This is a genomic window from Caballeronia pedi (assembly GCF_001544915.2).
Classification (GTDB): Bacteria; Pseudomonadota; Gammaproteobacteria; order Burkholderiales; family Burkholderiaceae; genus Caballeronia; species Caballeronia pedi.
Genome location: NZ_FCOE02000084.1, coordinates 1 through 9,290, shown reverse-complemented (window position 1 = coordinate 9,290; position 9,290 = coordinate 1). Strand labels below are relative to the sequence as shown.

The window sequence follows — 9,290 nt, the reverse complement described above, 5'->3', positions numbered from 1 at the left end:
CCGCTGCCACCGTCTGATTCGCCGTCGCGACGCGCTCTTCGAGCGCGTTCAGTTGCGGGTCGCCATAGACCTCCCACCACGGCGCGCGATGCGTTGCGTCGGCAGGTTGCGCGGGCTTCCAGTCTTGCGACGCCGTCGCATCGAGTGGTATCGGCGACTTGTATGCGGCAGGCGCCTGCACCTCGGGCCGAACGTAGTCCGGCCCCGCCACGCAGCCGGCCAGCACGGAAATAGTCAGGAATGCAACGAGTCTGACCGGTGCGCGCGTCATCACGATTCGCTTCCGTCCGCCTTCGCTGCGCCGCCTGGCGCGCTCTGGCTCGCGGCCGCGCCGCTATCCGCGTGGCCGACTCGCACCGTCGCGCCATCGATGATGGAATCAGGCGGATTCACGATCACGCGTTCATCGCCATTTAATCCCGAGACGATCGACACGCGCGTGCCGTAGTCCGTGCCGAGCGTGATCGGCAGCAGCTTCACGCGATTGTTCGCATCGACGCTCGCCGCATGCACGCCGTCGGGACGGAACAGCAGCGCGTTGCCCGGCAGCGTGTAAGACGGGTTCGCGCTCGTGAGACGAAAGCGCACTTGCGCATACGCGCCCGCGAGCAATTCGCCGGTCGGATTCTTCACGTCGACCTCGACGCGCATCGTGCGCGCGACCGGGTCCACCGCGCCCGCCGTGCGCACCGTCACGCCCTCGAACTTGCGGTTGCGATCCTCGTTGAGCAGCAGTTCGGCGGGCAGCCCCACCGCGATCATCCGCGCATAGGCCTGAGGCACGTCGACGAACACGCGTAAGGTGGAAGCATCCTGAATGTGGAAAAGTTCGCGGCCCGCCGCGCCGCTGCCCGCGTCGATCAACTGGCCGACATCGGTATTGCGCGCCGTCACGACGCCATCGAAAGGCGCATAGATCTTCTGAAACGAAACGAGCTGTTCGAGCCGTGATACGTTCGCCTGAGCCGCATTCAGCGCCGCTTCCTTCGCGAGCATGTCGCCGTTCTTCTCGTCTGTTTCCTGACGCGACACCGAGTTGTTCTTCAGCATCAGCGCCCAACGCTCGGCCGTGGTCTTCGCGAGCAGATAGTTCGCGCGCGCGGTCTGCGCATCGGCGCGCGCCTGGCGAAGCTGATCGTTGATTTCGGGTGCATCGATCTCCGCGAGTAACTGGCCCTTCTTCACCTTCGTGCCGATATCGACGGTCCAGCGTTTCAGATAACCATTGGTGCGTGCGAAGATCGGCGCATCGGAGTACGCGCGGATATCGCCCGCGAGCACGAGATCCTGCGACGCCTTCATGCGCGCCGGCTTGATGACCTCGACCGTCTGCGCGCCATGTTCGTTCGCATCGCGTTCGAGCTCCGCATGCGCCGCGCGCCGCGAAAGTATTCCCTGCGCGATGAGCACGACGACCACCACGAGCGCGATCGCGAGCCATAAGCGCCCTCGCCGTCCGTTGCCCGATCGTTGCGACCCCTGCTCTTCCATTCTTGCTCCACCTGCTATTCGATAGTTTTATGCGCCGCTTCGCTGGCCTTCGCGCCCGGACCCTTGCCGCGCGCTTCCATGCGCCGATAGATGACCGAGAATACGACCGGCACGAAAAACAGTGTCGCGATGGTGCCGACCATCAGCCCGCCGATCACGGCGCGTCCGAGCGGAGCGTTCTGCTCGCCGCCTTCGCCCAGGCCGATCGCCATCGGCACCATGCCGATCATCATCGCGGCGGCGGTCATCAACACGGGGCGAAAGCGCGTATAGCCTGCTTCGAGCGCGGAACGTATCGCATCGCCGTGCTCGGCGAGCGCCGTGCGCGCGTAGCTCACCACCAGAATGCTGTTCGCCGTCGCGATGCCGATACACATGATCGCGCCCGTCAGCGCGGGAATCGACAGCGTCGTGTGCGTGAGGAAGAGCGTCCACACGATGCCCGCAAGCGCCCCCGGCAAAGCGGTGATGATGATGAACGGATCGAGCCACGACTGGAAGTTCACGACGATCAGCAGGTACACGAGCACGACCGCGAGAATCAGGCCGAACGCAAGTCCGGAGAACGAACCATTCATCGTCTCGACCTGGCCGCGCAGGTCGATCGTCGAGCCCTTGGGCAGTTCGCCGCGCGCTTCGTCGATGATGCGCTGCACGTCGTCGGACACCGCGCCGAGATCGCGCCGCTCGGTGGTCGCATAGAGATTGATGGTGGTCTGCGCGTTGTAGTGATAGACGACCGCATCGCGCGCGCCGCGCGACAGCGACGCGAGCGCGCCCAGAATATTGGTCTTGCCGCTCGCCGACGTGACCGGAATGTTCGCGACCGATTGCAGCGAATTCATGTCGTATTGCGGCGCGGTCGTGATGACGTTGTAGCTCACGCCGTTCACGGGATTGAGCCAGAACGTGGGCGTCGTCTGCTGACTGCCCGACAGCGTGATGAGCAGATTGTTCGCGACATCGCGCTGTGTGAAGCCCGCCTGCAGCGCCTTGGTGCGGTCCACTTCGACATTGATCGAAGGCAGATCGGATGGCTGCTGGATGCGCGCATCGACGAGGCCCGGCACACGGCGAATCTTTTCGAGCAGGCGATTCGCGAGCGCGCGATTGCCGCGCACGTCGCGCCCGGTGATCGCGATATCGATCGGTGCGGGCACGCCGAAGTTGAGGATCTGGCTCACGATATCGGCCGGCAGAAATGAAAACGTCACGCCGGGAAACTCCAGCGGCAGGCGCTTTCTCAGCTCGCGGATATAGCCCTCGGTCGGCGCGTGATCTTCGTTCAGGCTGATGAGCACGTCGGCATCGGCGGAACTGACCGTGCCCGTGTTGTTGTACGAGAGATTGATGCCCGAGACCGGCAGACCCATGTTATCGATGATCGAGCGAATCTCGCCGCGCGGAATCAGTTGCCTGATGCGCGCATCGACGCGATCGGTGAGCGCCGCCGTTTCCTCGATACGTGTGCCGGTTTTCGCGCGCATGTGCAACGCGATCACGCCCGAATCGATCGACGGAAAAAAGTCCCGGCCAAGGAACGGCGCAAGCCCGAGCGACAACAGGCAACACACCAGGAAAAGCGATGCGAAGCGTCCGGGCTTTGCGAGCTGCGCTTCGAGAAAACGCCGATAGCGATTGCGCACCGACTCGAAATGACGCTCGAACGCGAGATGGACGCGCACGAACGGATTGCGCGAGCCCTGCATCGATTCGACATCGCCGCCCATGTGCTCGTGATGCCGCAACAAATACTTCGCGAGCGTCGGGATCAGCGTGCGCGAGAAGAAGTACGACGCGAGCATCGCGAACACGACGGCCTCGGCCATCGGCACGAACAGATAGTGCGCGACGCCCGTCAGCAGGAACATCGGAATGAACACGATGCAGATGGAGAGCGTCGATACGAGCGTCGGCACGGCGATCTGCTGCGCGCCATCGAGAATCGCCTGCTCCAGTTCCTTGCCCTGCTCCAGGTTCTGACTGATATTTTCGATTGCGACTGTCGCATCGTCGACGAGAATACCGACCGCGAGCGCCAGGCCGCCGAGCGTCATGATGTTGATCGTCTGGCCGATCGCGGAGAGCGCGACGATCGATGTCAGCATCGAAAGCGGTATCGAGATCGCGATAATGAGCGTGGCGCGCCAGCTGCCGAGAAAGAGCAGCACCATGAGCGCGGTCAGGCCCGCCGCGATCACCGCTTCACGCAATACGCCCGACACCGATGCGCGCACGAACAGCGACTGATCCGCCACGGGATCGATCTTCAGCGACTCGGGCACCATGCCGCGCAAGGTCGGCAGCAGGTTCTTCACGCGCGCGACGATATCGAGCGTCGAGGCGTTGCCGCTCTTGTTGATCGTCAGTAACGAAGCACGCGTGCCGTCGACGCGCACGATGTTGGTCTGCGGCTGAAAGCCATCGCGCACGTGCGCCACGTCCTTGATGTAGATCGTGCCGCCGGGGCCGGTGCGGATCGGGATGTCGTTGAGTCCTTCGATCGAGCCGGGGCTTGCGTTTAGACCCACCGAGTACTCGGTCGAACCGATCTTGGCTGTGCCCGTCGGCAGGATGAGGTTCTGCGCGCTGATCGCATTGACGACATCGGTGGGCGCGAGGTTCTTCGCCTGCAGCTTGCGCGAGTCGATATCGACCATGATCTGCCGCTGCTTGCCGCCATACGGCAGCGGCACCGAAGCGCCCTGCACCGTCGCGAGCTGCGTCTTCAGGAAGCTGTTGCCGAAGTCGTATAGCTGCTGTTCGGTGAGCTCGGCCGATGACAGCGCGAGCCGCAGAATCGGCACGGTCGACGCATTGAAGCGCAGGATGTTCGGCGGCGTGATGCCCGGCGGCAGCGAGCGCAATTGCGTTTGCGAGAGCGCGGTGATCTCGGCGATCGCTTCATCGACATTCGCATTCGGCTGGAAATAGATGCGAATCACCGCGATGCCCGGCAGCGATTCCGACTCGATATGTTCGATGTCGTTCACCGCCACCGAAAGACCGCGCTCGTAATTGAGCGTGATGCGGCGCTCCATCTGATCCGGCGGCAAGCCCGTGTACGACCAGATGACGCTGACGACCGGAATGTCGATGTTGGGAAAGATATCGGTCGGCGTGCGCAGAATGACGAGCGGACCGATGATCAGCAAAAGCAGCGACAGAACGATGAACGTGTACGGGCGCTTGAGCGCGAGTCTGACGATCCACATCGAAGTTCCGCCTGCCCCGTCTGGTGTTCGTTGTTCGAATGCTGTTCGATTGCCGTGGGCTTCCCGAGCGAAAACCCCCGCTACGATGACACATTTGAAGCTTACAAAACAATTTGCGCAAACGGTTGCGAGGGTTTATGCGGAAGAAATTCTGCAGAAGAATGCGAGACCGCACCGAAAATGGAACGAGCGCTCCAATTGGTGGGAAAGACGTTGCGCCCCGCGGAACGCGGAGCGCTTGACTCGATGAGGTTCAGACTGTTGCGGAACGCAGGTCGAGCACGCGTTTTGCCTTGCCGGTCGCGGTCGTCGGCAGTTCGCCGGAATCGAGCACGCGCACCTGCGTGGAAACGCCGACCATCGTCTTGACGCGCTGCTGAAGTTCGCGCGAAAGACCGGCGCGATCGCTGTCGTTCAGACTCGCGCAGACTTCGGCGCGCGCTTCGACTGATACCGACAGCGAATCCATATGGCCTTCGCGCGACACACACAGTTGGTACTGGCCCGAGAGACGCGGAATCGCAAGAATCAGCTCCTCGATCTGGCTCGGGAACACGTTCACGCCACGAATGATGAGCATGTCGTCGGAACGGCCCGTGATTTTCGCGAGGCGGCGCATCGAGCGCGCGCTCGGCGGCAGCAGCGAGGTGAGATCGCGCGTGCGGTAACGGATCATCGGCATCGCTTCCTTCGTGAGCGACGTGAAGACGAGTTCGCCCGTGCTGCCTTCGGGAAGCACTTCGCCCGTCACGGGATCGATGATCTCCGGATAGAAATGGTCTTCCCAGATCGTCGGACCATCCTTCGTTTCGATGCACTCGCAGGCGACGCCCGGGCCCATGATTTCCGAAAGGCCGTAGATGTCGAGTGCCTGAATGCCCGCGCGCGTTTCGATCTCGCTGCGTAAGCCCTGGCTCCACGGCTCCGCGCCGAAGATGCCGATCTTGAGCGACGTGTTCGCCGGGTCCATGCCCTGACGCGCCATCTCGTCGAGCAGATTCAGCATGTACGAAGGCGTGACGAGAATGATCTTCGGCTCGAAATCGCGGATCAGTTGCACCTGCTTCTCGGTCTGCCCGCCCGACATCGGCACGACCATGCAGCCCAGACGTTCCGCGCCGTAGTGAATGCCGAGACCGCCCGTGAAGAGGCCGTAGCCGAATGCGTTGTGCAGCGTGTCGCCCTTGCGGCCGCCCGCGGCGCGGATCGAGCGCGCGGTCACATTGGCCCACGTGTCGATGTCTTTCGCCGTGTAGCCGACCACCGTCGGCTTGCCCGTCGTGCCACTCGAAGCATGCACGCGCACGACCTGATCGCGCGGCACCGCGAACAGCCCGAACGGATAGTTGTCACGCAGATCGGTTTTCGTCGTGGTCGGAAAACGCGCGAGATCCGAGAGTTCGCGCAGGTCGTCGGGATGCACGCCTGCCGCATCGAAGGCGCGTCGATAGTGCGGCACGTTCTCGTAGGCATGACGTAAAGACCATTTGAGGCGCTCGAGTTGCAGCGCCTGAAGCTCGTCCCGGCTCGCGCGCTCGATCGGCTCAAGTTCGTTCTGCTGTGCAATGGGTTGGACCACGGTTGTCTCCTGCATGAAGGCTCGATGAATGAATGTTCCGGATTCGCTTCAGTGGAAGCGCTGGCCCGCGTAACGCAAGGCCGAAATGAGTGGCGACGCGCGATAACGGTCTTCGCCGTAGTGCGTCGCGAGATGAAGCAGCACATCGTGAATGCGCTCGATGCCGATACGCTCGCCCCACGCAAGCGGACCGAGCGGATAGTTCACGCCCTTTTCCATCGCGAGATCGAGATCTGCGCTCGTGCAGACGCCTTGATTCACCGCGTCCGCCGCTTCGTTGACGAGCATGGCGACGGTACGCATCACGGCCATGCCGGCGATATCGTCGAGCGGCACCACGGCATAGCCTGCGGTCGTCAGCGCGCCGGCTACGGCGGCGTACGCATCGTCGGCGCACTGGCGTGCACGCGTGAGCGCAACGCTCGGCGCGTTCGCATAGTCGAGCGCGAGATCGATCAGCACGACGTTGTCGATGCCGGTCGCATGCGCGCGTTCAGTCGCCGTGCGGCCATCGGTGAGGAACAGATACGCATTGTCGATCTGCGCGATGAGGCCGGGAAGATCATCGCGGCACTGACTGCTTTCGCCGATACGTGCTTGCAGATGCGCGTACAACGGTGCGCTTTCACCACGCACGATCTTCGAAGGCGTGCGCGTATTCGTCTCGATGCGCGCGGCAGGCTTCGCGGCATCGGCGGCGTAATCATAGAAGCCACGGCCCGTCTTGCGGCCGAGAAAGCCCGCGTTCACCAGTTCCTGCTGAATCAGCGAAGGCGTGAAGCGCGGATCGTTGAAGTACGCGTTGAACACCGATTGCGTGACGGCGAAGTTCACGTCGTGGCCGATCAGATCCATCAGTTCGAACGGGCCCATTCTGAAGCCGCCCGAATCGCGCATGAGGGTATCGATGGAAGCGGCGTCCGCCGCCTGTTCGTTCAGAATGCGCAGGCCCTCGGCATAGAACGGCCGCGCCACGCGATTGACGATGAAGCCCGGCGTCGATTTCGTATGGACCGGCTTCTTGCCCCACGCGGCCGCCGTGGCGTACACCGTACGCGCGACGTCTTCAGACGTGGCGAGACCGCGCACGACTTCGACCAGTGCCATCAGCGGCGCCGGATTGAAGAAGTGCATGCCGATCACGCGCGATGGATGCTGCAACGGCGCGGCGATCGCCGTGATCGAAATGGACGACGTGTTGGTCGCGAGAATGCAGTCGTGCGTCACGATGCCTTCGAGTTCGCCGAAGAGCGCGCGCTTGACGTCCAGACGTTCGGCAACGGCTTCGATGACGAGCGATGCCGTGCGCAAGTCCGCGAGATTCGCAACCGTGCGAACGCGATCGATGGCTTCCTGCCCCGCAGTCGGATCGAGCTTCTTCTTGTCGATCGAACGCTGCACGTTCGTTGCGATGCCGGCATGCGCCTTGTCGAGCGCTTTCGCGTCGAGATCGTAGAGCAGCACGGTGTGTCCGGCGAGCGCCGCGACTTGCGCGATGCCCGCGCCCATCGCGCCTGCGCCGATCACGCCGACGATCGCCGATGTCTGAATGGCCTGTGTCATGTTCGCGGCCCTCAGACGCGCTCGATCGCGATCGCGATGCCCTGCCCCACGCCGATGCACATCGTGCACAGCGCATAGCGGCCATTGCGGCGTTCGAGTTCGTACAGCGCCGTCGTGATGAGACGCGCGCCCGAAGCGCCGAGGGGATGGCCGAGCGCAATGGCTCCGCCGTTCGGATTCACGCGCGGATCGTCTTCCGCGAGTCCCAATTGGCGCAGCACCGCGATGCCTTGCGATGCGAAGGCTTCGTTCAGCTCGATCACGTCGAACTGCTCGAGCGTGAGGCCCGTGCGCGCGAGAAGCTTCCTCGTCGCGGGTGCGGGGCCGATCCCCATGATGCGCGGCTCGACGCCAGCGGTCGCCATGCCGATGATGCGTGCGCGCGGCGCGAGTCCATGACGCTTTGCCGCCTCTTCGTTCGCGATGATGAGCGCGCATGCGCCGTCGTTCACGCCCGACGCGTTGCCCGCCGTGACGCTGCCATCGGGACGCACGACGCCCTTCAGCTTCGCGAGCGTTTCGAGAGTGGTCTCGCGCGGATGCTCGTCGCGATCGACCGCAATCGATTCACCCTTCTTTTGCGGGACATTTACAGCGACGATCTCCTGGGCGAACGTGCCGTCGGCCTGTGCGCGCGCCGCGCGTTGCTGGCTGCGCAGCGCGAAGCGGTCCTGCGCATCGCGCGAGATGCCGAAATCGACAGCGACGTTTTCCGCTGTCTCGGGCATCGAATCGACGCCGTAACGCTCGCGCATCGCGCGATTGATGAAGCGCCAGCCGATGGTCGTATCGAAGATATCGGCGGAACGCGAGAATGCGCTCGATGCCTTGCCCATCACGAAAGGCGCACGCGTCATGCTTTCGACGCCGCCCGCGAGATAGAGCGAGCCATCGCCTGCCTTGATCGCGCGCGCGGCGCTGCCGACCGCGTCCATGCCGGAACCGCACAGACGGTTGATCGTCGAGCCGGGCACGTCGATGGGCAGGCCCGCGAGCAGACCCGACATGCGCGCGACGTTGCGGTTGTCCTCGCCTGCCTGATTCGCGCAGCCGTAGATCACGTCGTCGACCTGCGTCCAGTCCACCGATGCGTTGCGCTTCATGAGCGCGGTGAGGGGCACGGCGCCGAGATCGTCGGCGCGCACGTCCTTGAAAACGCCGCCGTAGCGGCCGATGGGCGTACGAATCGCATCGCAGATGAAGGCTTCTGTCATGACAAGTCTCGATGTAGTGGATGTTCGATCGCGACGAAGCCGCGCGATGGTTGCATCGCTAACGACTTCGGCTTGAATGGGTCTGGGAATGCGTCGGCTTCACGCGCATCGTTGCGATGCGCGTCTTCACACGGATCAGGACGGCGCTTAGCGCTCGTCGAAACTCACGACCACACGCTCGCTCACCGGATGACACTGGCAAGTCAGCACGAAACCATCATCGATTTC

5 protein-coding genes and 1 pseudogene are annotated in these 9,290 nt (G+C 63.3%); all 6 read right to left on the bottom strand.

Going from position 1 to position 9,290, the window contains the following annotated elements:
- Positions 1–271, bottom strand: a pseudogene (locus tag AWB80_RS42220) (RND transporter); the annotation flags it as partial.
- Positions 271–1,491 carry an efflux RND transporter periplasmic adaptor subunit gene (locus tag AWB80_RS42215; RefSeq protein ID WP_061180532.1) on the bottom strand — a complete coding sequence of 407 codons (1,221 nt, stop codon included), beginning with the start codon at positions 1,489–1,491 and terminating at the stop codon, positions 271–273. The gene AWB80_RS42215 and the pseudogene AWB80_RS42220, both read right to left, overlap by 1 nt.
- Before the next feature lie 14 nt (positions 1,492–1,505).
- Positions 1,506–4,706: an efflux RND transporter permease subunit gene (locus AWB80_RS42210; protein ID WP_061180531.1), complete on the bottom strand. Its 3,201-nt coding sequence runs from the start codon at positions 4,704–4,706 to the stop codon at positions 1,506–1,508.
- A gap of 253 nt (positions 4,707–4,959) precedes the next feature.
- Positions 4,960–6,300, bottom strand: coding sequence for a phenylacetate--CoA ligase PaaK (gene paaK / locus AWB80_RS42205; protein ID WP_061180530.1), 1,341 nt, complete (start codon positions 6,298–6,300; stop codon positions 4,960–4,962).
- A 33-nt stretch (positions 6,301–6,333) separates the two neighbouring features.
- Positions 6,334–7,848 carry a 3-hydroxyacyl-CoA dehydrogenase gene (locus tag AWB80_RS42200; protein ID WP_061180529.1) on the bottom strand — a complete coding sequence of 505 codons (1,515 nt, stop codon included), beginning with the start codon at positions 7,846–7,848 and terminating at the stop codon, positions 6,334–6,336.
- Positions 7,849–7,859: 11 nt separating this feature from the next.
- Complete coding sequence (gene pcaF / locus AWB80_RS42195; protein WP_061180528.1) at positions 7,860–9,062, bottom strand: 3-oxoadipyl-CoA thiolase; 1,203 nt, start codon at positions 9,060–9,062, stop codon at positions 7,860–7,862.
- Between the last annotated feature and the right edge of the window lie 228 nt (positions 9,063–9,290).

Excerpts from the sequence above, each read along its gene's own strand:
- AWB80_RS42215 (WP_061180532.1), bottom strand. The coding sequence starts at position 1,491 with ATGGAAGAGCAGGGGTCGCAACGATCGGGCAACGGACGGCGAGGGCGC.
- pcaF (WP_061180528.1), bottom strand. The coding sequence starts at position 9,062 with ATGACAGAAGCCTTCATCTGCGATGCGATTCGTACGCCCATCGGCCGC.
- AWB80_RS42200 (WP_061180529.1), bottom strand. The coding sequence starts at position 7,848 with ATGACACAGGCCATTCAGACATCGGCGATCGTCGGCGTGATCGGCGCA.
- paaK (WP_061180530.1), bottom strand. The coding sequence starts at position 6,300 with ATGCAGGAGACAACCGTGGTCCAACCCATTGCACAGCAGAACGAACTT.
- AWB80_RS42210 (WP_061180531.1), bottom strand. The coding sequence starts at position 4,706 with ATGTGGATCGTCAGACTCGCGCTCAAGCGCCCGTACACGTTCATCGTT.